Genomic DNA, 25,979 nt, shown 5'->3' on the forward strand with positions numbered 1-25,979 from the left:
AGATGTGTATAAGAGACAGCCGTTTGCCCCCTGGCGTCAGCCCGCCCCCACAACAGCCGATTCCCTTAGCCGACATCTGCCTTTGCGGCATGGCCAGTGGTGGCCCGTGGGCTCTGCGCAAGCAGGCAGGCCCATGTGCACGGCAGTCGGCAAGGCGTTGGCTTAAGTTCATATATACGGTTTGGGTTAAATAATGTGGCAGTTTTTAAATACTGTTTCAGTAGTTCTTATTCCGAAATAATATCTACCAAAACTCTTGTTTTGTGTATTATCGGACAAATAATGCAGACAAACGTCAAATAATTTAGTGCATACCACATTTAAAAGGCATAACTTTGCAAGAGCTATTCAAGCAAAAACCAATTAACGCCAATAGTAAATTAACTTAAAACGAACTAAAAATGGGTAAAGATTTGTTTTCAAAACACACTGCCCTGCCTGCCGTTTTGTTATGTTCAGCCTTAGCTTTCCCACCCTTGGGGATGGGTCAGGTTGGCGCTGCCACAGCAATAGCGGAGCAAGTAAGGACTGTGAAAGGTTTTGTGGTCGACAATTCCGGCGAGCCGGTGATAGGCGCCACGGTAAAGGTTGTGGGCACGGCAAACGGCGCGGTCACCGACCTCAACGGCGGATTCACCCTGCCGCGTGTGGCCAAGGACGCCGTCATCGAAGTGTCCTACGTCGGTTACATCCCTCAGAGGGTGAGCACAGCGGGCAAGACAGACATCAGGGTGACGCTTCAGGAAGACAACAAGGCCCTCGACGAGGTTGTCGTTGTGGGCTACGGAGTGCAGCGCAAGAGCGACGTCACGGGCGCCCTGGTGCATCTGGACTCCAAGTCGCTGACGGCCATGCCGGTGAAAGACGCCCTTGAGGGCATGCAGGGCAAGACGGCCGGCGTGGACATCACCAACTCGCAACGCCCCGGCACGGTGGGCCGCATCACCATCCGCGGCCAGCGTTCCATCGGAGCAAGCAGCGCCCCGCTGTATGTGGTCGACGGCATGATCATACAAAACGGCGGCATTGAAAACATCAACCCCCAGGACATCGAGAGCATCGAGGTGCTCAAAGACGCCTCGGCCACGGCCATATATGGTGCCCGCGGAGCCAATGGCGTGGTGCTTGTCACCACCAAGAAGGGCAAGGCCGGTGAGGTGACACTCAACTATTCGGGTGCCGTGACCATATCTACGCTGCACGACGTGACCAGGATGATGGACGCCCGCCAGTGGTTGGACTATGCCCGCCGTGCGGCCTACAACTATGGCGGCTACGGCGACCCCAACTCGGAGTTTGCCCCCGACTATGCCAGCGACCAGAAATTGTTTGGCGGAGAGCCGGCAAGCTGGGCCAACATCGATAAGGCATGGGTAGACGGCAAGTACCATCCCGAGCTGGTGGGCTCGTACGATTGGACTTCGCACGGCAAGCAGACGGGCGTCACCAACGAGCACACGCTGAGCGCATCGGGCGGCACCGACAAGTTCAAGGGGTATGGCTCTTTCGGCTACCTGGGCCAGAAGGGGGTGCAGCCGGGGCAGAAATACCAGCGCTACACGCTCAACACGTCGTTCGAGGCCAACCCTGTCGACCCGTTGCGCCTGGGCTTCACCATGAACGCTTCGTACGGCGTGCAGGACTACGGCTACAACTACAGCAAGTCGGTGACAGGCGCCGGCGATTACTATTCGGCGTTGAACGGCATGATTCCATGGACGGTGCCATACGATTCCGACGGGAAATACATACGCAACCCGTGGTCGTACAACGTAAACATCATCAACCCCATCGACGAGTTGAGGTACAACACCAACAAGCGCAACGACTTCCGCATCAATGGCAGCGCCTATGCGCAGGTAGACTTCGGCAAGGTGTGGGCGCCACTCGACGGACTGTCATACCGCCTGCAGTTCGGCCCCGAGTTCCAATACTACCGTCTGGGCATTGCCAACGCGGCCGAGGGCATCAACGGCGACGGCAACAACGTGGCCCAGTATAATCCGTCGAACAAGGTGGCCTGGACGCTCGACAACCTCATTTATTACAACAAGACCGTTGCCGACAACCACCGCATAGGCATAACCCTGTTGCAGAGCGCTTCCAAGTACCACTATGAGAACGGCAACATCAAGGCCAACGTGGCCAGCGCCGACGAGCTTTGGTGGAACACGAGCTCGCTGAGCAAGCCCCTGCAGTATACCACCGGACTTACCGAGACGCAGCTGGCTTCATACATGGCGCGCATCAACTACACCTATGCCGACAAGTATATGCTGACCGCCAGTGTGCGCTCCGACGGCGCATCGCAGCTGGCCCCCGGCCACAAGTGGGCGTCGTTCCCGTCGGTGGCACTCGGATGGCGCGTCACCGAAGAGCGTTTCATGCAGAAGGCCGAGTGGGTGAGCAACCTGAAGCTGCGCCTGGGCTATGGCGTTTCGGGCAACTATGCCGTGTCGGCATACGCCACGCAGGGCGCCGTGCAGTCAAACGTGTACACCTGGGGCGAGTCGACGTCGGTGGGATACCTGCCTTCCGACGCATCGGCAAAGAACCCAAACAAGATGGCCAACCTCGACCTCGGCTGGGAAAAGACACGGCAGTGGAACGTAGGACTCGACTTCGGGTTCATAGGAAACCGCATCAGCGGTACCGTAGACTACTACCACAACAAGACCACCGACCTGATACTGGCCACGACCATACCGTCGCTGTCGGGTTATGTCAGCACTTTCGCCAACGTGGGCGAGACATCCGGCTGGGGCGTCGACCTGCAGCTGAACGCCATACCGGTGAAGACGAAAGACTTTACGTGGAATACCAGCCTCACATGGACCATCGACCGCAACCGGGTAGACAAGCTTAACAACGGCGTCGAGGAGAATGTGAACGACCGTCTCTTTGTCGGCGAGGAGATAGGCGTGTACTATGACTACGTCTACGACGGCATCTGGAAGTCGTCGGAGGCCGAAGAGGCGGCCAAGTACGGACGCAAGCCCGGCCAGATAAAGGTGAAAGACACCGACAACAACGGCAAGATTGACGCCAACGACAGGGAGATTGTTGGCAAGGTAAGGCCACGGTGGTCGGGCGGATGGCACAACACGTTGAGCTACAAGAGCTTTGAACTGTCGTTCTTCATATACGCCCGGTGGAAGTTTACAGTGCCCAAGGGAGCCGAAACCCTGGGCGGCATGTATGCCATGCGCGACCTTGACTACTGGGTAAAGGGCGCCAATGAGGATGCAGAGTACTATTCGCCCGGCTCAAACGGGCAGTCGGCCGATGCCTACTCGAGCTCGATGAACTACCAAGACGGCTCGTACATCAAGATGCGCAACATCTCGCTGGGCTACACCTTCCCCAAGGCCATCGCGGGAAAGCTCGGCATGAGCAACCTCAAGGTGTACGTTCAGGCCATGAACCCCTTCACCATCTACAAGAAATGCAAGTGGCTCGACACCGACCTCATGAGCTATGACAACAACACAACGACCTATGGGTCGGGCACAACGATAAGGAGTTGGGTCATCGGATTAAACATCGGATTCTAAAAAAGAAGATTCATAATGAAAACAAACAAGATATTCTTCGCGTCCATCCTTGTGGGGGCGACATTGGGAACAGCCGTGACGTCGTGCAGCGAATCGTTCCTCGACGAGGAGTTGATAACGGAAAAGGGCACCGCATACTTCAATACCGAGGCGGGGCTCAACGACTTGGCCACGGGCACATACCAGAAGCTGAAGTTCAAGTTCAACTATGTCTGGGGCTACAACATGTACAACATGGGCATCGACGAGTTCACGGGCGGCAACAACGACATGGCCGCATGGAACCACTATGGCTCAGACCTGAACTCGGGAGAGACGTCGTCGAACCAGCCTTTGTGGGACAACATGTACGGAACCATAGAGCCTGCAAACATATTGATACAGAACGTGGAGCGCTACTACAGCAAGGGCAGCGACAAGTATGGCTGGCGCCTGGGCGAGGGCTACTTCTTCCGGGCCTACGCCTACTTTGAGTTGGTAAAGCAGTTTGGCGGCGTTCCACTCAAGCTCGAGCCGAGCAACGGCAAGATAAACTACACCTACACGCGCAACACCGAGGAGGAATGCTTCGCACAGATAATATCCGACTTTGAGCGGGCGTACAGCTTGCTGCCCGAAAAGCCCGAGGACAACCAGCTGGGCCGGCTCACCAAGTCGGCTGCGGCCCACTTCCTGGCCAAGGCCCACCTGTTCCGCGCTTCCGAGCTGCACGACTCTTGGAACGCCCCCTATAAAGATGCCGACCTGGCAGCGGTCATAAGGTATGGCGACGAGGTGATAAAGGCCCACCCGTTGTGCGCCAACTTCCAGGAGCTTTGGGATTACACCGAGCCCGACGGGGCCAACGAGAAGGTGGCCGAAGTGGTCTTGGCGGCCCAGTTCTCGGACAACAGCGACTCCTGGGGGCGCTTCGGCAACCAGATGCACCTGTGCTTCCCGTCGGTTTACCAGAACCTGGCCGGCATGAAGCGCGACATCTCCGGCGACCGCGAGTTCAGCTATGTCAGTGCCACCGAGTATGCCATGCAGGTGTTCGACCGCGTCAACGACTCTCGTTTCTGGAAGTCGTTTGTCACCAAGTACGGCTGCAACTACACCAACGGCGCCCCGAAGTGGGATGCCGATGCCATGGCCAGGAACCCCGGCGAGTATCCTGCCGAAGCCAAGGCCGGCGAGCATCGGTTTGTCGGAGGGCAGATAGGGCTCAAGTATATAGTAAACAATCCGGGCGACCCGCGCTTCACTCCGGGTCACGACAAGGACGGACGTGAGACCAAGTCGGAGGATTACGTGCTCAAAGACGGCAAGGTTTGCCCCGAGCACACGTTTGTGCGCTACTATGCGGGCCAGCCTTTCCAGTGGAACACGGCCCGTGACAACACCACCCACTCGGGCAACTACTACACCATCTATCCCCACAACCGCGGCGTGGCACTGTCTAAGTTCCGCGACGGCGCGCGCAACTCCGTTGCCTCGCAGTTTGGAACCCGCGACGCCATCATTGCCCGTTCGGCCGACGACGTGCTGATGGTGGCCGAGGCATACATACGCAAGGGCGATTACGACAAGGCCATAGTATATCTCAACATGGTGCGCGACCGCGCCGGATATGCCGAGGGTGAAGACCGCTCGGTGAGTCGCGACGGAGGCCAGGCATACAAGAAAAACCCCGTTTGTGCCAACAAAGGCGGCGGATTCTCGGCCGAGGGTGCCATCTATACCGACGAGAACACCTACTTCGAGTCAAACAACATACCCGTGACCACAGCCTCGACAAAGGGCCGGATGCACCTGGGCAGCGTGGCCGACATATTGAACTCCGAGGCCGACAAGCCCATATACGAGGCCCTGAAGTGCAACACCGACGCAGAGAAGATGATGTGCTTCCTGCTCAACGAGCGCACCCGCGAGCTCATCGGCGAGAGCCAGCGTTGGGAAGACCTGGCCCGCACCAAGACGCTCGAGGCCCGCTGGAATGCGTTCAACGACGGCTCGCAGCGGGGCATAGGCAAGTTCGACCCTGCCAAGCACTATTACCGTCCCATACCGCAGTCGTTCCTCGACGGCATAACCAATGCGGGCGGGGCTTCGCTGAGCAAGGAAGAGAAGGAGAAAATGCAGAACCCGGGATATTGAGCCATTGGCTTTCGGAGGCTGTTGCTATACATTCCGCTGCCTGCCGGGGCCGGAATTCGAGGCCGGATTGGCTGCCTGGCCGGGTGCACGGCCGGTTTGCCGCAAGGCGGGCGTGCGGCCATGGCTGCAGGGCCACCCGGGGCGGCGCCGACAACAACTACTTAAAAATGTAAACAGACAGCTTCTCAGCCCGGCCTGACAGGCAAGACGGCCCGCCACACACGCTGTGGCGGGCCGTCTCTGTTGCATCCGGGCCGTTGCATCCCAAGCCCGTCGGATGGCGTTGACGTGAATGTAGGCTGTAGCCCGGGCCTGGGCCGCAAACCCCATTGCGGCCTTTGGTGCGGCGGCTGATGGCAAACTCAATTGGCCAATGGCTCAGATTTGCATGTCACAATCCAGTCGTCGTTCATGGCCCTGGCCGCTATTTTCACCCACTTGCTGCCCCGTGGGTCGGCCATCCGTGTGCCGTTGCCCTTTGAGTACATGCGCATGGCGGCCGAGAAGTCGTGGCCGCATAGCAGCATCGACATATAGTCGCGCTGCTGGTTGAACTTCAGCACGAGGGTGTTGCGCCCGTAGCTGCCGGCAAACAAGGGCTCCCACCACAGGGCGTACATCTCGCCAAACCAGTCGTTTTCCACTTTCGCTGCCTGTTCGTCGTCTATCTCTACTGTCACTGTGTTGCCGTCGAGCCAGTACTTGAACGTCATCCACGGTTCGGCCTGGAGAGCGCCGTGCCCCATCAGCCCCACCGTGAGCGTGCCGTCTTGGTTGAAGCACAGTTCCAGGGCCTCGTAGTCGCGTGCCAGTTGGCGCGCTATGTAAGTCATGGCACTGTCTACGGCCATGCTTGCGCTGTACTTCTGACCCTCATATTCCACCTCGTCCATCCCGCTGACGTAGGTATTGGCCCATCCGTCGGTGAACGGGAACGTGAGCTTGCGGCCCAGTGCCGGGAAGCTGCCGCGCCTCTCTATCCTGCAGGCTGCCCTCACCGTGGCATACGTCTCGCCGTTGGCCGGAGGCGTCCATGTGCCTTCCACGCTGAGGCGGTAGTTGTCTGTGCTGTCGGTTCCCGCGAACCTCACGCAGCCCTCGGCCGGAACGGTAGTCACGGTGGCGTTCCACTCCGTCTTGTCGGGGCTTATGCCAACTATCTTCATGTCCATCTTCGTGGTGTCGTCTGCATTCTTCGCAAACTCCACCATGCAACTGTAGGTGTCGGTGCCGTTCACGGTCACTTGCTGTGAATAGCCTACAAGTTTGGGGTTGCACATCTCCTGCGGGTCGGTGAGCGCGGGGGCATTGCCGTCATTGCTGCATGCCGTGGCCGCCAGGGCAATCGTCATTGCCGCTGCCAGCCTTGCCGCTGTGTTTCGTTTTCCTTTCATGTTGCTGTTGTTTTTAGTCGTTATTATGTTATGGTTGGCGTGCCTCACGCAATTGTTGGCGTGTGGATGGCCGGTAGCCCGCCTGTGCCGTAGAGGCCGTCCTTGTGTTGCCGGTGGCTCCGTCCTGCTGTGGCGTGGCCGTCTGTGGCTGTTGCGGTGACAGCGCGAGGCTTGTAAAAGTCGATGGCTCTCATGATTCTTTGTGGTTAATAGGGTGATTTTGTTTCGTCAGTTCGTTTGCCGTGCTTTTGCCACAAGCCGGCCGGTGGTGGCGCACTTGCGTGGCTATGGTGGAATATTGATATTGTTATTCCACAAAAATAGCATTTTTATCGGTAAATTTTAATGGTTATGGGTTGAAAAAACTAACGTTCGAGGTGTAAACATTATTTCTCGGCATGTCCGTTTCGGTGTGGCGCCGCAACGTCGTGGCCCACAGGCTTTTGCGGCGTTGCCCGTTGCCCGTTGCGATACGGGTCGTTTTTCACGGCCGAACGGCCCGTATTGTGGTGCGTTTCGGGCCGTTTTGCGCTGCGGTATCGGTAGGGCTGGGGTTAGGGTAAACATTTTTCTGCCAATGCCTCTGCCTGTTGTCCTGGCATGCTGGGGCGCCATGTTGCTATGCCGGCATGCCTGTGCGGCCTAAACGGCCCTCGGGGCGTCAGGGCTTTCAGGCCGTGCTGCGACAAGCGCCACCTATTATAATACCATATGAATGTCAGTAAGTTGGCAAGTAGTTATAGGCAGTTGGCGGGAGTTTGGCGTCATTGCGGCGGCGGGGAGTTTGCCGGCAACTGCTTTGATGGATGATGTATGCAAACAATATGGGCGAGCGCGGCGAGAGACAACAGCTTCCGGCAGCCAAATAACTGCTTCAACCAACAGCCAACCCCCGCATTTTGCAGGATGCGCATGTTCATTAATAAAAGTAGCTGTTGCAAGTCAACCGATGCCAAACCATATTAAGCAGCTGTTCAAGATTAACCGATACAATTGCCCTTGCATGTGTCCTCTATATCTTTGCCACCATCTTGTGTGCTCTTTCGGGCCGCATGCCAAAGTCTCATCGGGAGCGTAGCCCGCTACGCTCCCTCTTCATACTTTGGCATGCATCTCCGAAATAGCGCACAAAATGATGGCAATTAATTTTGAACACCTACTTATTGTGGTATATTATCTTTTCCATCATCTTTCACGCCCTTCCGTGTTGACTCCCTGTGACCCTGCGCTCGTGTAGCCAGATCCCCTCTCTCTTCGGGCTCCAAGAAACATTCTCCGAACTGCCCACAACCTGATGACAATCAATTATTCAACAGCTACAGATAATGTCATGGATGGGCTGTGCCACAGTATGGCTTCGACCGGACTGCCGGTTTTATGGCTGTTGCTTTTATTTTATTCTGTTTTCGGGGTGTCACCGGGCCGTTTCCCCAGCCTGTGGTTCAGTTGGGCCGGGGTAGGGGCGTTGCCGCCTGTAGCTTAAATTGTCCGCGTCACTGTTGCCAAGAGTCATTGGGTGGGCTGTTGTTGTAAACAATTGATGTTAAATGGCGTGAATTGCTGTCTCCGTTTCATTATTTTTTGTTGTTTTGCTTTCTCTTTGTCGGTGTGCTGCAGCGCCCGTATCCTGCAGCAGCAATGCAATCACTGTTGCGCAGATGTTTCGTTGGTATGTTAAAACCATGACTTGTTAGGCTTTTTTAACGGTAGCGGAAAAAATAACTTTTATTATTTTTCTACCTTTGTTTGCGAAAAGAGCAGGTGTGTGTACCGGCCACTTTGCAGTGAAACATTGCGCGTCGGGGCAGCCTGCAGGCCATGTTCCGTATTGTGTCGGAAATGCCGTTGTTGCAGTTCTCAATGTCGGCAACCCGCGGGTTGGGAGTTTGATGCTGCTTCGGTTTGACTGTAATGACTAAAAACTGTAATGAAGGTAGCTTTTTCGATGATTTATCTACTAAGATATGTGAACGGAATGTTTAACTTTGCAGACAGCTGTTTGACTACGCACTGTCAGAAAACCGGCACCCGGAGTGCCAACGCCTGAAATGTAACAAACGCCTAAGATGATAAATGCAATGCTTATCGGTTATACGAAAATGAACATGCGGACTGCGGCCAGAGCCGCCGAGCCGCCGTAAGAGTTATGCTTGAATGCGTTATGCCCGTTTCGCGGGCTGTGAGTGCCGGCCGTCGATGCCTGGGGGGCTATATGGCGCATCTCACAAAAAGAATGAAATAAAATCTTTGTTTTACTAAATTTATACTACTAAGATGGCTGACAATAAGTTACTGAAAAGATGGTGGCTGCTGCCTGTCGCCCTATTGTGCGGATTCCATCCGTCGGGCCTTGCTCCCGCCTCGGCCGAAGTGCAGGCCGTGCAACGGCAGGGTATGATTAGCGGCACGGTAGTCGACCAGAATGGCGAGACCGTTATCGGCGCCAGTGTCATCATTGAGGGCGGCAAGACCACCCAGGGAACAGTTACAGACTTCGACGGAAAGTTTTCACTGAAAGTGGCTCCCGGCACGAAGTTGAGAATCACTTTCGTGGGATACAAGCCCGCGGTGGTGAGCGCGAAGAACGGCATGAAGGTGGTGCTCGAGGAGAACTCAAACGTCTTGCAGGGCGTTGAGGTCGTTGCCTACGGTACCCAGAAGAAAGTGACCGTGACGGGAGCGCTCTCCAGCATCAAGGGCGAAGAAATCGTGCGCACGCCGGTCAGCTCGGTAAACAACGTGCTTGCCGGACAGCTCTCGGGTGTGACCACGGTGCAGTACTCAGGTGAGCCGGGCTCGGACGCCGCCACGGTGTTCGTGCGCGGACAGGCTACATGGGAAGACTCCGCCCCGCTCATACAGGTTGACGGTGTGGAGCGCTCGATGAGCGACATCGACCCCAACGAAATCGAGAGCATCACCGTGCTCAAGGACGCATCGGCAACGGCTGTGTTCGGTGTGCGAGGCGCCAACGGCGTGGTTCTCATCACTACCAAGCGAGGCAAGGAGGGAAAGGCGCGCATCAGCGGTTCGACCTCGTTCAGCCTCCTGATGCCTACAAAGATGGTTGAGCAGGCATCGAGCTACGAATACGCCCTCTTCCACAACATGATGAGAGAGAACGACGGAGGTACGCCGCAGTTCTCCGACGAGCTGCTCGAGAAGTTCCGCACCGGCTCCGACCCCATCAGGTTCCCGAGCACGGAGTGGGCCGACTACATCATGAAAGACGCCACGCTGCAGACACAGCACAACGTGAACATCAGCGGAGGAAGCGAGAAGGTGCGCTACTTCATCTCGGCAGGTGTGTTCACCCAGGGCGGTCTGTTCCAGCAGTTCAACCAGGAATACGACAACAGCTACGCCTATAACCGTTTTAACTACCGTGCCAACCTTGACATGGACGTGACAAACACAACCACACTGTCGTTCAACATTGCCGGAAACATGAGCAACGCCCACAAGCCTTACACGGGCCAGGGAGCATCGGGAATGATCATGCTGGCCTACCAGGCCACGCCGTTCTCGAGCCCCGGTGTCGTGGATGACCGCCTTGTGGCCACCACGACCGACTATTCCGACGTGCAGCTGCCGTTCACCGGCAGTTCGGGCATGGGCTACTATGGCACCGGATTCATGAACACGCAGGTCAACAAGCTCCAGATGGACCTCCAGCTCGAACAGAAGCTCGACATGATAACCAAAGGTCTGTCGTTCAAGATAAAGGGCTCGTACAACAGCCAGTACAACGTGCTCAAGAACGGTTCGGCTGCCGTGGCCACCTACAACCCCGTGCTGCAGGACGACGGCACCATTGCCTACAGGAAGATTGGCAGCGACGAGCCGGTGAGCTACTCGACCGACACCGGCAAGGCGCGCGACTGGTATGCCGAGGCTTCGCTCAACTACAACCGTTCGTTCGGCATGCACACCATCGGCGCCCTGTTGCTGTACAACCAGAGCAAGCAATACTATTATTCTTCGACCGAGTATCCCGACCTCGCCCGCGGATATGTGGGCCTTGTGGGCCGTGTCACCTACGACTGGAACAACCGCTACCTGGCCGAGTTCAACATCGGTTACAACGGTTCGGAGAACTTTGCGCCCGAGAACCGCTTCGGTACGTTCCCCGCAGGATCTATCGGATGGGTTATGAGCGAGGAGAAGTTCTTCAAGCCACTGTCTAAGGTTGTCAGTTTCTTCAAGCTGCGTGCATCGTGGGGTCTTGTGGGTAACGACAAGATTGGCGGCTCGCGCTTCATGTACCTCGACGACCCATACACAGTAAACAACGGCGCCATCTGGGCCCGTGGCGGACGCGGCTACTCGTTCGGTATAGAGAACAGCACCATCTATCCCGGCGCATTCGAGTCGTCGCGCAACAACCCTGAGGTGACTTGGGAGAAGGCCTTCAAGCAGGACTATGGCTTCGACCTCAACCTGTTCGACAACCGCCTGCGCACCGTGTTCGACTACTATAAGGAGCATCGTACCAACATTCTGCTCCGCGACGGCACGGCACCGAGCATCATCGGCTTCGACGTGCCTTACACCAACCAAGGCGAGGTGGACAGCTGGGGCTGGGAACTCTCGCTCAAGTGGCAGGACGAGATAGGCAAGGACTTCCGTTACTGGGTTGGCGTAAACCTCTCGTACAACCAGAACGAAATCAAGGAGATGAAGGAAGCCCCGCTAAACAACGAGTATCAGTATCAGAAGGGCCACCGCATTGGCTCGCGCAGCCAGTATCTCTTCTGGAAATACTATTACGACGGAGCCGAGGCCGACTATGAGCGCGAGTTCGGGCAGCCGTTCCCGCAGCAGATCATTGCCAACGAGAACCTGAAGCCCGGTGATGCCATTTACGTAGACCTTGACGGCAACGGCGTGATAAACGAGAACGACATGAGCCGCGACTACGGCTATACCGACGACCCGGAGTACATCGCCGGATTGAACCTCGGCTTCAAGTGGAAAGACCTCAGCGTAAACATGCAGTTCACCGGCGCGTGGAACGTGTCGCGTTACCTCTCCGACGTGTTCATGCGCCCGTTCCAGGGCCGTACGACGACAGACCAGGGCGGTCTGCTCAAATATCACCTCGACCACACATGGACAGTGGACAATCCTTCGCAGGACGCCGAGTATCCCCGTGTGACACAGACCAACGGTTCGCAGAACTACGCAGCGTCGACACTTTACGAGAAGGATGCCAAGTACCTGCGCCTCAAGACCCTCGAGGTGGCTTACGACTTCCACTTCCCGTTCATGAGGAGCATAGGCCTCAACCAGCTCCAGCTGGCTCTGAGCGGCTACAACCTCTTCACCATTTCTCCCTACATCTGGGGCGACCCGGAGACCAGGGCAAGCGCTTCTCCGTCATACCCGTTGCAGCGCACATACACAGTGTCGCTTAAGTTAGGATTCTAATTCACAGCAGAACATCATTAAAATCGGAATTTAATTATGAAAATACATAAGTTGTTATTTGGCGGATTGGTAGCCGTGGCTGCTGCAGCGGGCGTCAGCTCGTGTACCGACGAGATTGCCGTGGGCAGCGAGTTCCTCGACAAGGCTCCGAGCGGCGGCACCACCAAAGACTCTGTGTTCCACAACGCTGAGTACACCCGCCAGTTTGTGGCCGGCATATACTCACTGCAGTATTACGGCATACCTTACCGCAGCTCCAACGACTCTCCGCTGTCGGCCAGCTACTGGAAAGGCAAGCTCGATGCCCTTACCGACATCTACCAGCTCCACTATACCGGCGCCATGCTTTTCGACAGCTATTATGGCGGAACGCTGACTGCCAGCACCGACGGCCCCATCTACGGCTTCACCACCGAGAACTTCTGGGAGCTGATACGCTCGGCATACATGCTGCTCGAGAATATCGACGGTGTGCCCGGCATGGAGCAGAGCGAGAAAGACCGCCTTTCGGCCGAGTGCAAGTGCCTCATAGCCTCTACATACTTTAATATGTTCAAGTGCTACGGCGGACTGCCTATCGTAACAGGCACGTTCTCGGGCCTTGACGGGTCGTACAACCTTCCGCGCGCGTCGGTTGACCGTACCGTGCGCTTCATGACCGGCTTGCTCGACGAGGCGTCGAGCGTGTTGCCCTGGGCATACACCGGCACGGCTGCTCAGACAGAGACCGGCCGATGGACAAGGGCTGCCGCCATGGCCTTGAAGTGCAAGATATTCCAGTTTGCGGCCTCTCCGCTCTTCAACAGCGACCAGCCTTACTATGGCGGCTCTACCGAAGCTGAGCGCGACAGCCTCGTTTGGTATGGCAGCTATCGCCAGGACCTGTGGGATTCGTGCCGCACGGCCTGCCGCCAGTTCTTCAACGAGGTGGCTGCCAACGGCTATTACCGCATGGTTATGCCTACGGCCAACACCCAGGAGGCTTACCGCTATGCCTTCCGCTACGGCTATGTCAACCAGGCCAGCCCAGAGGTTGTATACTCGGTGCGTGTCACCAACAGCACCCACGACTCCAAGTATCAGGGCTATACGCTCATGTACGGGCGCAACGACCGCTATGCCTACACCCCGACGGCCGAGTATGTCGAGATGTTCCCGTGGCGCGACGGTACACCGTTTGACTGGAATACGGACAGTGTGGCCGGACGCCTCGACACGATGTTCGTCAAGGGCGACCGCGTAGAGGGTCTGCAAGACCTGCAGAACCGCGTGCTCACACGCGACCCGCGCCTCTATGAGACTGTTTATGTCAACGGCGTGCCGCAGCAGACCAACTGGACCGACGGCAACGCCACGGGCGACATTTGCGAAAACTGGGTGGGCGGAACCGACGCCAACCAGCAGCCCGCAACCGAGAACGGATTCTTTGCAACGGGCTTCGGCAACAAGAAGTATGTGGTGGGTTCGTGCTACGACCGCCAGTTCCCGCAGTGGGATGTCATCCGCATGTCTGACATGTACCTCACATACGCCGAGGCATTGCTGCAGGCCGACAACGACTTCGACGGCGCCCTGCGCTACATAGACCTCGTGCGTTCGCGCGTTGGAATGAGGGGACTGGTGGAGTGCAACCCCGACAAGAACCTGACCGGCGACAAGAACGCCCTGCTCGAGGAGCTGCTCCGTGAGCGTGCCTGCGAGCTCGGATTCGAGAACGAGCGCTACTTTGACCTCATCCGCTACAAGAGGGCAGACATCTTCGAGAAGCATCTGCACGGACTGCGAATATGGCGTATGCAGACCGACCCGACAACAGGCGTGCGCGATACGGTGACCACGATGTGGACAAACGGCGACAAGCGCACTTCGGCCAACGACCCGTCGGCCCCCGGCTTCTATGAGCCCACCGACTTTGAATACGAGCGCTTCCCGTTCAACGAAAACTGGACAAGGACGGCCTGGACGTCCGGCTTCGATGCCAAGTGGTATCTGTTCCCGTTCCCGCAGACTGAAATCAACAAGGGCTATGGGCTTATCCAGAACCCCGGATGGTAATCGGGGAACTCAAGGACTTATGTGACAACTAACGAAGTTCAATAGATAAATTGAGTAATATGAAACGAAACAAGATATTGGTGCTGTCGTTGCTGGCCTGTGCAAGCATGCCGGCGGCAGCTCAGAACGACTCTATAAAAGAGCTGTCGGCGGCTGAAAAGTTTGCCGGGCAGAAGATTGACGTGGGAGCCGACAGGACTTTCACGCGCGAGGAGGCTACAGCCGCAGTGTCGGTGATAACCTCTGAGACCACCGACCGCCGTAGCGCACGCAACATTGGCAACTCCATCATCGGCCAGGGCCTTGGACTTGTGTCGCTGCAGAACTCCGGCACTTACTCGGCTGCCGACCCGACGTTCTACGTCCGCGGCCTGCAGAGCCTGTCAACAAGCACCCCGCTGATTCTCGTCGACGGCATTGAGCGCGACATCGACAACGTGTCGCCGGGCGAGGTGGAGTCGGTGCAGATTCTGAAAGATGCCGCAGCCGTGGCTCTCTATGGCTACAAAGGAGCCAACGGTGTGATTCTCGTCACCACAAAGCGCGGCAAGTACAACTCCAAGGAGGTGAAGTTCAGCTACGACCATATATATAATTATATGGTGAAGAGGCCTCAGTTCGTCGACGCTGCCACGTATGCCAGTGCCGTGAACGAGGCCCGTGCCAACGACGGGCTGGGCGCACGCTACACCGCCGACGAGATTGGCGCATTCCGCGACGGCACATACCCTTACCTCTATCCTAACGTGAACTGGGTCGACGAGACCTATCGCCACCACGGGGTGACCAACAAATACAACGTGGAGTTTACCGGAGGAGGCAAGAACTTCCGCTACTACACCATGGTAAACCTCATCACCGACAAGGGATTCATAGCCAACCCGAACGAGAACGACGGCTATTCCACACAGGACAAGTATACAAAGGGAAGCATGAGGGTTAACCTCGACGCCGACCTCACGCCCAAGACCAAGATGCGCGTCAACTTGCTCGGTGTGCTGAGCGAGTCGAGCTCGCCAGGCGCAAACGCCGAGGCCGCCAGCGATGCGGGCAATGCCGCTGCCGGGCCGGCCAACATCTGGGACATGGTTTACTCGCTCCCGTCGGCTGCTTTCCCCGTAAGGGCAGAGAGCGGGCTGTGGGGCGGCAACCCGACATGGAGCGGAACGGTCAACCCCGTGGCCCAGTCGGTGGGCGCCGCCTACTCCAAGAACCACACAAGGAGCATATTCTCCGACATAACCCTTACGCAAGACCTGTCAGCGATACTCGAAGGACTGGGCGGAACGGTACGTGTGGGCTACGACAACACGTCGAACATATTCGAGAACCACAGCAAGGGATACGACTACGGAAGCCAGATACCGGGCGCATGGGAGAACGGAGCGCCCACCATTGCCGACGATTACCGCGTTATTGCCGAGTCGACCATGGGCACAGCCGCCGAGACCAACACCTATGCTGCACGCTTCCACTTCGACGTGGGCCTGAACTATGGCAACACCTTCGGCGACCACTCCATCTACACTCAGCTCAAATATGACTATGAGTATCAGGAGACCACCGGGCTCAACAACACCATCTACCGCCAGGATGTGTCGTGGTGGAGCCACTATGGCTACAAGAACCGCTACTGGCTCGACCTCGCCCTCGTGGGCTCCGGCTCAAGCCGCCTTGCACCGGGCACCAAGTGGTCGTTCTCGCCCACCGTTTCTGCAGCATGGGTAATGTCGCGCGAGAACTTCCTCAAGGATGTCGAGTGGGTCAACCTGCTCAAGCTGCGCGCTTCGTTCGGCATAATCAATGCCGACTACCTGCCGGGTGACAACGTGTGGACATACTACACGCAGCAGTATGTCACCAGCGGAGGCACCTATCCGTTCCAGGGTTCGTGGACGTCGCAGTTCGGACGCACTTACCTCGACCGCCTCGCCACCGAGAACCCGAGCCACGAGAAGGCTTACAAGTATAACGTTGGTCTTGACGCCTCGCTCTTCGGCAGCCTTAACCTGACGTTCGACGCATACTACCAGAGGCGCACCGACATCTGGGTGGAGGCATCGGGAGCATATACCGAGGTAATCGGACTTGACGCACCTTATGAGAACGGCGGTATCGTTGAGACATGGGGATTTGAGGCCGGCGCCGACTATGCAAAGCGTTTCGGCGACTGGACGGTGAACGTTGGCGCAAACTTCGCGCTCAACCACAACCGCATAGTGGAGCAGATGGAAGAGCCGCGCCTCTACGGCAACCTCGTACAGACGGGCCGTCCGCTCAACCAAATCTACGGACTCAAGGCCATCGGCTTCTTCAGGGATGAGCAAGACATCGCCAACAGCCCCACCCAGACTTTCAGCACTGTGCGCCCCGGCGACATCAAGTATGAGGATGTGAACGGTGACGACGTCATCGACGCCAACGACCAGGTGGCCATTGGCTTCAGCGATGCAGCGCCCGAGATTTACTACTCGTTCCATCTGGGAGCAGCATGGCGCGGCCTCGGCTTCGACGCAATGTTCCAGGGGACGGCCCGCTACTCTGCAGTGCTCAACACAAAGAGCATGTACTGGCCGCTCATCAACAACACCACAATCTCTCAGTATGCTTACGACAACCGCTGGACGGCCGACAACCCCAATGCCAAGTATCCGCGCCTGAGCTCGCAGAGCAACGCCAACAACTACCAGACCAACACCGTATGGGTGGAGGACCGCTCGTTCTTGAAGTTGCGCTACATCGAGCTTTACTACAACTTCCCGCAGAAGTTGATGGACGCTACAGGCATACTGGGTGGCGCAAAGCTCTATGTCCGCGGCACCGACCTGTTCAGCATCGACAACCTCGAGGTGTCAGATCCTGAGTCTTATGGCGTCAGCGCCCCGCTCACAAGGAGCATAGTGGCCGGCCTGGCATTAACATTCTAACCAACATTAAACTACAGAATCATGAAAAAGAGTAAGATATTTGTTGGCTGCATAGCCGGGGTGATGGCTCTTACGGCTTGCTCCGACCGCATGGACTACAATGAGTACGTTCTCCGGGACAGAGAGGAAATCATCCAGACATTCGAAAGGGTGGGCGGCTTCATGACCGACATATACAACCATTTCGACTATGACTATGGTCAGTATTACTCTGGCGCGTTGCTCGGCTCGGCCAGTGATGAGTCGCAGTATGCCACCATGGGTAACGAAATAGAAGACTTCTACAACGGCTCGTGGAGCCCTACCAACGCGAAGAGCACAATCTGGAACGACATGTATGAGGGCATAGCCGTCTGCAACGTGGTGCTCGACGACTTCCAGAACCTCACTTTCGACGACCTTGAGCTCAACAGCGACTACCTGCAGCAGCTCTACCGTTACAACAACTACAAGTGGGAGGCCCGCTACGCTCGCGCCTACTTCTATTTCGTGCTGGCCCGCCAGTATGGCGGTGTGCCACTCGTGACCCACAACCAGAGCTATGACATCACCAACTCGCTGCCCAGGGAGTCGAGCGACAGCATTTTCCGGTTCATCATCGACGAGTGCAACTTCATCGAAGACTCTATCATCGTTGACTATTCAGACATGGGAGCAATGGACATGGGTGCCAACGAGACCGGGCGTGCCGACCGCCTGGCTGTCATAGCCCTCAAGGCGCGCGCCGCCCTCTACTGGGCAAGCCCGCTGTTCAACCCCGATGGCGACCAGGAGCGCTACCACATGGCAGCCCTCTACTCAAAGCAGCTCATCGACGAGGCTACGGCCCGCGGCAAGCACCTCGCTGCCGACTATGAGTCGCTGTGGGCAACCGACAACTTCAACAATCCCGACATCATGTGCGAGATTATCTTCGGTCGCCGCATTTACGGCTCCGAGACTGGCGGAACGTCGAACACATTCGAGTCTTACAACTATCCCGTGGGAATTGAAGGTGGCGTTGGCGGCAACTGCCCGACGCAGAACCTTGTCGACGCTTACGAGTTTGCATCTGGCGCCAACGCCGGCATGCGCCCCGACCAGCTCGACAACTTCGACCCCGACAGCCTGTATTACGACAACCGCGACCCGCGCTTCTATGTGACGATTGCCAAGAACGGCGACGTGCAGTGGCCGAGCTACAACACCAACCCGCTGCAGACATACTACGGCGGACTGCACGCTGAGCCTCTGACGGGCGGCACGCCTACGGGCTACTATGTGAAGAAGCTGTGCCACACGGCCATCGACCTGTCTTCGAACAGCAGGTATACGGCCGACCGCCACACCTGGCTCACATTCCGCCTGGGTGAGTTCTACCTCAACTACGCCGAGGCTATGTTCCGCTACACCGGAAGTGCCTACGCCACAACGAGCGACCTGCCGATGAGCGCCGCCGAGGCTTTGAACTACACCCGCAACCGTGTGGGCATGCCCAACGTGCCCGGCGACCTCAGTGCAGACGCTTTCTGGGCCAAGTACAAGAACGAGCGCATGGTTGAGCTGGCCTTTGAGGGCCACCGCTTCTGGGACGTGCGCCGCTGGAGGGAGGCTTCAGAATACTTCACCTCTATAGACGAGATGAAGCTGACGCTCAACGCCGACGGCACCGTGACCGGCAACCGCACAAGCGTGTCGCGCCAGTGGAACGACCGCATGTACCTCTTCCCCATACCGCAGACAGAGAGGATGAAGAACCCCAACCTCTCGCAGAATCCCGGTTGGTAACCAAGGGGTGACCCCATGATATGGCGAGGAGGCAACGGATGTCCGTTGCCTCCTCGTTGGTTTTAGCCAAAATCGTCATTAGAGTAGGCCATGGTGTTGGTGGCTGCGCTGAGGCAAGGCGGCCGCCACGATGCCGGCATCATGGCGAACCCTCAGTGAAGGCCGTGGGCGGCAAGCAAACCGCGCCCCCGGCGGTATGGTGCCTGATATGGGTTTGATAGTGGTGGTGGGGCGGCATAGGCCCGGCGTGTGGCTGCTGTCAGTGGGCCACGGCCTTCTCGAAGGCTATGCGCTCGCCCCGCGGGCCGTAGCTGACGGTGCCGCACAGCTCATAGCCCATGGCCGGGAGCAGGGCCAGCATGGCGGCGTTGTCGTGGTTGGTGTCTACGCGCACGCCTGTAGCCCCAACCGACCGCGCCTCGAGTTCGGCCCGAGCCATCAGCGCCCTGGCCAGTCCACGGCCCCGCCATCCGTCGGCCACGGCCAGCCTGTGAACAGTGACATAGGGCCCGGGCGTGAGCCACCGTCCGCAGATGTCGGCATAGGCAGCCTCGGGCTCGGTTGTTATCACGGCGTAGGCCACCGCCACTTGCCTCCGGTCGCACGCCACAAAGGCGTGGCCCGAGCAGATGTCGGCTTCAATGGCGTCTGTCGAGGGGTAGCTCTCTGTCCACTGCGTGCTGCCCCGTTCGGCCATCAGCCGCTTGGCGTCGGTTATTATCTGCCATATCCTCTCGCTGTCGGCGTGGCCGGCTTTCCTTATTATATGCTCCATTGTCTTGTCTTCTTGGTTGTTGGCACCGCTGTGTTGTGCCAATGTCGCTTTTGCCGCTGCAAAGTTACTGAAAAAAATCCGTCTGAAACCATTTCTTCCATACCTATGACATGGCAGCAGACCATGCCCGCGCATTGCCGCTTCAGGCAGGCCAATCATGGCCGGGAGGCGGAATCGGGGTGGTCGTGAGCTTGTTTTAGGTGTATAGGTGAGAATGATGGCGACATACCGACCACCATTTTTCGTGGCGAAACGGATACCGTTTGCTGATTTTTCCGTATCTTTGCGCCCCACACCCCATTGTTTGGTGCCGCACAAAAGCCGGCCGTCTCGATGGGATCAGGCCCGCCGGGCATGGCGCCGCAGGCCTGACGGATGATATGGCGTGGCGCTGCAGGCATTGGGCGATTTGGGTTTTGTAATGCAGAAAATTCAGGATAACAACATTTAGGAGGTTTTTTTATGACAAAGATTTTAGCATTGATAATCTTTCTCAATATGGTCGGGGCCGGTGTATGGGCAGCCGACAGGACTGTCAAGGGCTATGTGCTCGACAAGGAGGGCACTCCGTTGCCCGGGGCTGTGGTCTACGACGATGGCAACCACAAGGCCGTTGCCGATGGCGACGGCTATTTTGAGCTTACAGTGCCTGACGATGTCCGCCAGCTCAAGGCCGGCTATGTGGGCTTTGCCACGCTTACCCACCCCATGGAGCGCCCCGACGACGTACAGGTGCTGGTGCTCTCGCCAGCCACCGAGCTCAAGGAGGTGGTAGTCTCGACAGGCGGGCTGGGCAACATCAGGAGCCGCAGCAGCGTGATGCAGATGGAGAGCATCACCTCGCAGGCCCTCACGCGGGCAGCATGCTGCAACCTTTCAGAGAGTTTCGTCAGCAACCCGTCGGTCGACGTGGCTTACAGCGACGCCGTGACCGGGGCCAAGCAGATACAGTTGCTGGGGCTTGCGGGCACCTATGTGCAGATGCTCACCGAGAACTTCCCCAACCTGCGCGGCGCGGCTTCGGTCTACGGGCTCGACTATGTGCCCGGGCCGTGGATGCAGAGCATACAGGTGTCTAAGGGCGCCGCCTCGGTGAAGAACGGCTATGAGTCGGTGACGGGGCAGATAAACATAGAATACAAGAAGCCCAAGGTGGCCGACCCGCTGTTTGTCAACCTGTTTGCGAGCAGCGCAGGGCGCTATGAGGGCAATGTGGTGGGGGCTGTAGAGCTGAACAAGAGATTGTCGACAGCCCTGTTCCTGAATTATTACAACGAGGAGCAGGCCCACGACCGCGACGGCGACACATTCCTTGACATGCCCAAGATGCAGGCGCTGAGCCTGATGAACCGCTGGCACTACCAGACGCCGCGCCTGGTGTCGCAGTGGGGCTTCAAGCTGCTGGCCGACAGGCGAGAGAGCGGGCAGACGGCACATACGCTGCACGGCGACATGGCCATGGCCCCCTATGCCATATCCAACGACGCCAACAGGGTGGAGGCTTTCGCGAAAAACGGGCTCATCATAAACCAAGAGCGCAACGAGAGCGTGGCCATCATAGTGTCGGGGTCGTACCACGGCCAGCAGTCGGGCTACGCCGGCAAGTCGTACAACGTCTACGAGTCGAACGTCTACGCATCGTTGCTTTACGAGCGCGACTTCGGCCGGCACCACAAACTGGCGGCCGGGCTAAACTACAATTGGGACAAATACTCGCAGCGCGGCAACGTAGTAAGCACCTACAGGCCGCAGTGGGCCGACGTGAGCGAGAGCGTGGGCGGGGCTTATGCCGAGTATACATGGCGTCCTTCGGACAAGTTGACGTGGATGGCCGGCTTGCGCGGCGACCGCAGCTCGCGTTACGGATGGTTCGTGACGCCGCGCACGCACATTAAATATACGCCTGCAAAGTGGGTCGACTTTCGTGCGTCGGCGGGCAAGGGCTACCGCAGCGCGTTTGTCTTTCCCGAAAACAGCTACCTGCTGGCAAGCAGCCGCACATGGCACATAGACAGCGACCTGAGCCAGGAGGCGGCATGGAACTACGGCGTGGGCGCCTCGGTGCGCATACCCGTGGGCGGCAGGAACCTCAATGTCAACGCCGAATGGTTCTACACCGACTTCGAGCGGCAGGTAGTGGTCGACCTCGACAAGGATGCCCACGGCATATATTTCCACGACTTGGACGGGCGGTCGACATCGAGCGTTGTGCAGGTAGACGCTAGCTACGAGCTGTTGCGCGGACTGACGCTGCTCGGCGCTTACCGCTGGATGGACGTGAAGTCGACATACAACGGCACGCTGATGCGCAAGCCGCTGACGAGCCGGTACAAGGCCCTGGCCACGGCCTCATACGAGACACCGCTGAAGAAGTGGCAGTTTGACCTGACGGTGCAGTTCAACGGGGGCGGGCGCATGCCGTCGCCCGACGCCGCCAAGCCGCTGTGGGCCACCACCTTCCCGTCGTATGTCATACTCAACGCGCAGCTGACGCGCCGCTTCCGCCGGTGGAGCATATATGCCGGCGGCGAGAACCTGACCGACTACAGGCAAAAGAACCCCGTGGTGGCGGCCGCCAACCCTTACGGCCCCGACTTCGACGCTACCATGGTCTGGGGGCCTACCATGGGCTACAAGCTATATTGTGGCATACGGTATAACATACCGAATCCACTATGATGTTCAACTTAATAAACTCAATAGAATGACAACAAAGACATTAATCATTTCGGCCATCATGTTGCTGGCCACTTCGTCGGCCGCTTCTGCCAAGGAGCCCAACGGCGGCCAGAAAGACAAGGCAAAGGTTACCTTCCTCGTGTCGATGACATGCGAGAGTTGCCAGAAGCGCATCGAAGACAACGTTTCGTTTGAGAAAGGCGTGACGGGGCTCGATGTCGACCTGCCCAAGAAGACGGTGACAATTGAATACCGCAAGGACAAGACATCGCCCGAACAGCTGAAAAGCGCCATCCAGAAGATGGGGTATACGGTTACTCCGCTCAAGGCCGGCAAGAAGCATAAGGCCGGTGACAAGGCGAAGTGACCCGCCCGGGCGCATGCCGACAGGCATCTGTGACTGTAAATCCCGCAAAGGGCAAGGCGCTGCCGCGCCAATGGCCCCTTGCGGGATTCTTGTTTCCCTGGCCGTGGGGGCTTGTTGCGCCGCCCCTCTTGCCGGGCCGCCGTCGCCCCCTTGCCGATACGGGCTTTTCCCGCCGTCGATTCAAGAGGGTTGAGGCAAGGCGGCGACAGCGCGGCGCATTTGCGATTTCGGTGTAAAAAGAAGGAAAATAGAATGCCGCCTGCATGTGTTTTCGCGCCATAAGGCCGTTCGCCGAAAACCGGCTGCGGCGTATTGCCCGGGCAGGCCTGCGGGCCTTGGGCTCAGGCCTGTGGCGGCCTTGCTTTCAGAACGGCCCGTTTGGCATTGCGAAACAGGCCGTATTGCCATGCGAAAAGTGCCGTTTTGCAATCCAAAACGGCACTTCTCGCATGGCATGTAGTCACCGGCCGGTGGGGCAGGGCGGCTTTGATGGTGTTTGTTGCCGCAAAAGCCCCTTGCCGGCGCGCTTACCATTCAACCTTGTCGGGCAATATGCTGGCATCGTTGGCGTCGTCGGCAGTGAACGTGCCCTGGCGGTATTGCACACAGAGCATCACCAGCGGCTCGCTGCCGTTGTTGCGTACCGAGCGGCGTCCGGCCGGAGCCACGCGCACCACGCTGCCCTCGCCAACGGGGAACACACGCCCGTCTACTTGGAACTCGCCCTTGCCCCCGAGGAAAAAGTATAGCTCCTCGTGCTCCCTGTGGGTGTGCAGGAAACCCGTCTCGGTGCCCGGGGCGAACGACTGCATGGAGAATTGTGCCCCGGTGGCCCCCAGGGTCGCACCGCCAAACACCTTGCCCGGTATCTTCACCTCCGGGCCGAGTTCCAACACGTAGTCGCCAAGTTCGCTCATCCTGCCCAGGTTGATGGCACAGAAATTGTCTGCTTTTGCAATAGTTTCAATCTTTTTCATGTTTGTTTATTTTTTAGTGGGTTTGTTGCTTTGTTTGCGTTCTCTTTCAGGTTGCCCTTTGCTGTTGCCGTGGGCGTTGCCTTAGTGTTGCGCCAGCCGTCTCTTTCCTGATGGCCCATTGGTTTCGGCACCGCCCGGCCAGTCATGTGCACTGCCCCTTTCCGCCTGCAAAGTTATGCTGTTTCATGCTTGCGTGCAAGAGGTTACCCCGGCGTAACCTTGTTACCGCCACGCCATCATTGTTGGTACACAGCGGGTTGCGCCGCTGTTGTTGCCAAAACTTTATCTATTTTTCGCTTTAGCCCGACTTCTGTCCGTGGCTGTGGCTTGCCCGAGGGCGGCGTCGGTCGCCGTGGCCGGCGGCGCGCAGCGCCGCCTGGCTGCAGGGCGGGGGCGGCGGCGCCGTTGCCACGGTTGTGCCCTGCCATGGGTGGCGCCGCCCCTGCTGGCTGTGCTGTGTTTCATTTGTCGCTGCGGGGTGGCTGGCAGAGGGAGTTACGGTTGGGGGTTGAAGCTGCGGTCTTGTTGGTTGCCTAATCCCCATGGCCGCGCCTCCGTTGGTCGAACGGGCGACGGTCCGGGCCAGAAAAGGCTCCCGGCGAGATGCAACGGGCAGTTCGGCGAAAATAAATTGAAAAAAAATGGCTAAAAAGTTGGTTTATTGGTAAATAAGCAGTAATTTTGCACCCGCTAATCGTGGGCAAGGTGCTTGCGGTGAGCAATTTATTAATTATGTGTAAATTAAAAATTTAAAACCAAAGCAAATGATCATTGTACCAGTAAAAGAAGGCGAGAACATCGAGAAAGCCCTCAAGAAGTTTAAGAGAAAGTTTGAGAAGACAGGCGTCGTAAAAGAACTCCGTGCGCGTCAGCAGTACGACAAACCGTCTGTCATCAAGAGGCTTAAGATGGAGCACGCCATTTACGTACAGAAGCTCAGAGCCGCAGAGGATTAAAAAAATCCTTGGAAAATTTGGTAGTTTGAATTTAATTCCGTAAATTCGTTGCCGAAACCGTAAGGTGCAGCGTTTTTATGATGATAGAACAATTTTTGGACTACTTGCGCTATGAGCGCGGATTTTCCGCACTGACGGTGCAAAACTACGGCAAAGACCTGAGGGCCTTTAAGTCGTACGTCGAAAATTTGGATAATCATCTCTCTTTGGAGTCGGCAGACTCTGACGTGATCCGTGACTGGATGGAGAGCATGATGGATAGAGGGAACACTGCTACTTCAATCTGCAGACGGTTGAGTGCATTGCGTTCCTTTTATCGTTTTGCCGTTTCCAGAGGTCTTGTCAAGTCTGACCCCGCCCGGGTGGTGAAAAACCCGAAGGTGGGGCGCCCGCTGCCGCAGTTTCTCAGGGAAGAGGAACTGGATGTGCTGTTGGACGGCGAAGGCATGTGGGGCGACAGCTTCAAGGACGTAAGGGCGCGCACGGTGCTGGCGGTGTTCTATGAGACGGGCATCCGCCTTGCAGAGCTGATAGGCCTAGACGACGTGGATGTCGACCTGGCGGGGCTGCAGCTCCGGGTGACGGGCAAGCGCAACAAGCAGCGCCTGGTTCCGTTTGGCCCCGGGCTGGAGAAAACCATCCGCCATTATATTAATGTGCGCGACAAGAGTGTTGCCCGGGCGACGGCCGCACTGTTTGTCACCACGAAGGGGGCGAGGATGAATGCCGACCAGGTGCGCTATGAGGTGAAGAAGAACATCTCGCGCGTCTCGACACTGCATAAGCGCACGCCTCACGTGCTGCGGCACACGTTTGCCACGGCCATGATCAACCACGGCGCAGGGATAGAAAGCGTACAGAAATTGCTCGGGCACCAGAGCCTTGAAACTACCAAGGTGTATACGCATACCACGTTCGAGCAGTTGAAACGAGTTTATAACAAAGCCCTCGACAGGGCATAA

The 25,979-nt window shown here is 57.5% G+C and carries 13 protein-coding genes; 10 read left to right on the forward strand and 3 right to left on the reverse strand.

Translation table 11 applies throughout. The features are described 5' to 3' along the window. Positions 1-482 precede the first annotated feature (482 nt). Together H6B30_RS08245 and H6B30_RS08250 are read left to right on the forward strand one after the other, a co-directional pair. Complete coding sequence (locus H6B30_RS08245) at positions 483-3,554, forward strand: SusC/RagA family TonB-linked outer membrane protein (protein ID WP_205109478.1); 3,072 nt, start codon at positions 483-485, stop codon at positions 3,552-3,554. Positions 3,555-3,569: 15 nt separating this feature from the next. Continuing rightward, entirely contained in the window at positions 3,570-5,690 is a 2,121-nt protein-coding gene (locus tag H6B30_RS08250) for a RagB/SusD family nutrient uptake outer membrane protein (protein ID WP_205109480.1), read from the forward strand. 362 nt (positions 5,691-6,052) lie between these two features. On the opposite strand, the gene H6B30_RS08255 is transcribed toward H6B30_RS08250, so the two are convergent. Next, positions 6,053-7,084 carry a hypothetical protein gene (locus tag H6B30_RS08255; protein WP_205109482.1) on the reverse strand — a complete coding sequence of 344 codons (1,032 nt, stop codon included), beginning with the start codon at positions 7,082-7,084 and terminating at the stop codon, positions 6,053-6,055. A gap of 2,274 nt (positions 7,085-9,358) precedes the next feature. On the opposite strand from H6B30_RS08255, the gene H6B30_RS08260 reads away from it, so the two are divergent. Genes H6B30_RS08260 through H6B30_RS08275 form a run of 4 tightly spaced genes read left to right on the forward strand, consistent with a single transcriptional unit; the run spans position 9,359 to position 19,263 of the window. Further along, a complete protein-coding gene (locus H6B30_RS08260) occupies positions 9,359-12,514 on the forward strand; it encodes a SusC/RagA family TonB-linked outer membrane protein (RefSeq protein WP_205109484.1) in 3,156 nt (1,051 codons plus the stop codon). Positions 12,515-12,550: 36 nt separating this feature from the next. Further along, complete coding sequence (locus H6B30_RS08265) at positions 12,551-14,569, forward strand: RagB/SusD family nutrient uptake outer membrane protein (RefSeq protein WP_205109486.1); 2,019 nt, start codon at positions 12,551-12,553, stop codon at positions 14,567-14,569. A 59-nt stretch (positions 14,570-14,628) separates the two neighbouring features. After that, a complete protein-coding gene (locus tag H6B30_RS08270) occupies positions 14,629-17,496 on the forward strand; it encodes a SusC/RagA family TonB-linked outer membrane protein (protein WP_205109488.1) in 2,868 nt (955 codons plus the stop codon). Positions 17,497-17,517: 21 nt separating this feature from the next. Then, positions 17,518-19,263, forward strand: coding sequence for a RagB/SusD family nutrient uptake outer membrane protein (locus tag H6B30_RS08275; RefSeq protein WP_205109490.1), 1,746 nt, complete (start codon positions 17,518-17,520; stop codon positions 19,261-19,263). A gap of 259 nt (positions 19,264-19,522) precedes the next feature. Here H6B30_RS08275 and H6B30_RS08280 read toward each other — a convergent pair whose 3' ends face one another. Then, complete coding sequence (locus tag H6B30_RS08280; protein ID WP_205109492.1) at positions 19,523-20,038, reverse strand: GNAT family N-acetyltransferase; 516 nt, start codon at positions 20,036-20,038, stop codon at positions 19,523-19,525. 462 nt (positions 20,039-20,500) lie between these two features. Here H6B30_RS08280 and H6B30_RS08285 point away from each other — a divergent pair, with 462 nt between their 5' ends. Together H6B30_RS08285 and H6B30_RS08290 are read left to right on the forward strand one after the other, a co-directional pair. Next, positions 20,501-22,717, forward strand: coding sequence for a TonB-dependent receptor (locus H6B30_RS08285; protein ID WP_205109494.1), 2,217 nt, complete (start codon positions 20,501-20,503; stop codon positions 22,715-22,717). A 25-nt stretch (positions 22,718-22,742) separates the two neighbouring features. After that, positions 22,743-23,084 (forward strand): heavy-metal-associated domain-containing protein, encoded by a 342-nt coding sequence (locus H6B30_RS08290; protein WP_239483766.1) that lies wholly within the window; start codon positions 22,743-22,745, stop codon positions 23,082-23,084. 527 nt (positions 23,085-23,611) lie between these two features. Here the strand turns inward: H6B30_RS08290 and H6B30_RS08295 are convergent. Beyond that, positions 23,612-24,061, reverse strand: a complete 450-nt coding sequence (locus H6B30_RS08295; protein ID WP_205109496.1) for a cupin domain-containing protein — start codon at positions 24,059-24,061, stop codon at positions 23,612-23,614. 764 nt (positions 24,062-24,825) lie between these two features. Between H6B30_RS08295 and rpsU the strand changes: the two genes are divergently transcribed. After that, positions 24,826-25,017 carry a 30S ribosomal protein S21 gene (gene rpsU, locus H6B30_RS08300; RefSeq protein WP_205109498.1) on the forward strand — a complete coding sequence of 64 codons (192 nt, stop codon included), beginning with the start codon at positions 24,826-24,828 and terminating at the stop codon, positions 25,015-25,017. A gap of 77 nt (positions 25,018-25,094) precedes the next feature. Then, on the forward strand, positions 25,095-25,979 hold the full coding sequence (locus H6B30_RS08305) for a tyrosine-type recombinase/integrase (RefSeq protein WP_205109500.1): 885 nt from the start codon (positions 25,095-25,097) through the stop codon (positions 25,977-25,979).

This window comes from Marseilla massiliensis, assembly GCF_016899955.1.
In the GTDB taxonomy this organism is placed as follows: Bacteria; Bacteroidota; Bacteroidia; order Bacteroidales; family Bacteroidaceae; genus Prevotella; species Prevotella intestinigallinarum.